A 695-nucleotide genomic window follows, 5' to 3' on the forward strand; every position below is an offset into this window, starting at 1 on the left:
GCCAGCGCGTTCAGACGCCCGCATAACTCGGGGCTGAGCGCAAACGGCAAGGTCGCGCCGCGTCCGCTGATCTGCGCCGGGCGTGGACGATCGGTGGGCAAATCCAGCGGCGCGAGATCGGCGAGTTGATTGCGCCAGTAGTGCGTCTGTCGTTCGAGTTCCGCACCGGCGAGCCAGTCGCGTTGCCACAAAGTGAAGTCGGCGTATTGCACGGCCAGCGGCGCTAACGCGACCGGTTCATGGCGCAATGCAGCGGTATAGCACGCGCCGAGCTCGCGCACGAGCACGCCGGTGGACCAGCCATCGGAGATGATGTGATGCATCGTGAAGAGGAGCACGTGTTCATCGGAGGCGAGGCGCAGCAGTTGTGCGCGAAGCAGCGGCCCATGTTCGAGATCGAAGGCGCGTGTGGCTTCGACTTGCGCGAGACGGTGCACGTCGGTGGCTCGAGTATCGAGCGAGACCAGCGGCAGCGCGATCTGCAATTGCGGTGCGATGCACTGCACGGCCTGTCCGTCATGCTGCGCGAAGGACGTGCGCAAGCTCTCATGACGCGCTACGAGCGTGTTTAACGCGACCTGGAATGCGCCGACATCGAGTGAACCGCTCAAGCGCACGGCTATCGGAATGTTATAGGTGGACTGACCCGGATTGAGCTGTTCGAGGAACCACAGACGTTCCTGCGCGAAAGACAG

At 63.3% G+C, this 695-nt stretch carries 1 protein-coding gene; it reads right to left on the reverse strand.

The window, feature by feature from the left end; genetic code table 11:
- Positions 1–695 (reverse strand): condensation domain-containing protein (locus AWB74_RS45045; RefSeq protein ID WP_235024973.1); only part of this gene is annotated, 695 nt, incomplete at both ends.

Source organism: Caballeronia arvi (genome assembly GCF_001544695.2).
GTDB lineage: Bacteria > Pseudomonadota > Gammaproteobacteria > Burkholderiales > Burkholderiaceae > Caballeronia > Caballeronia arvi.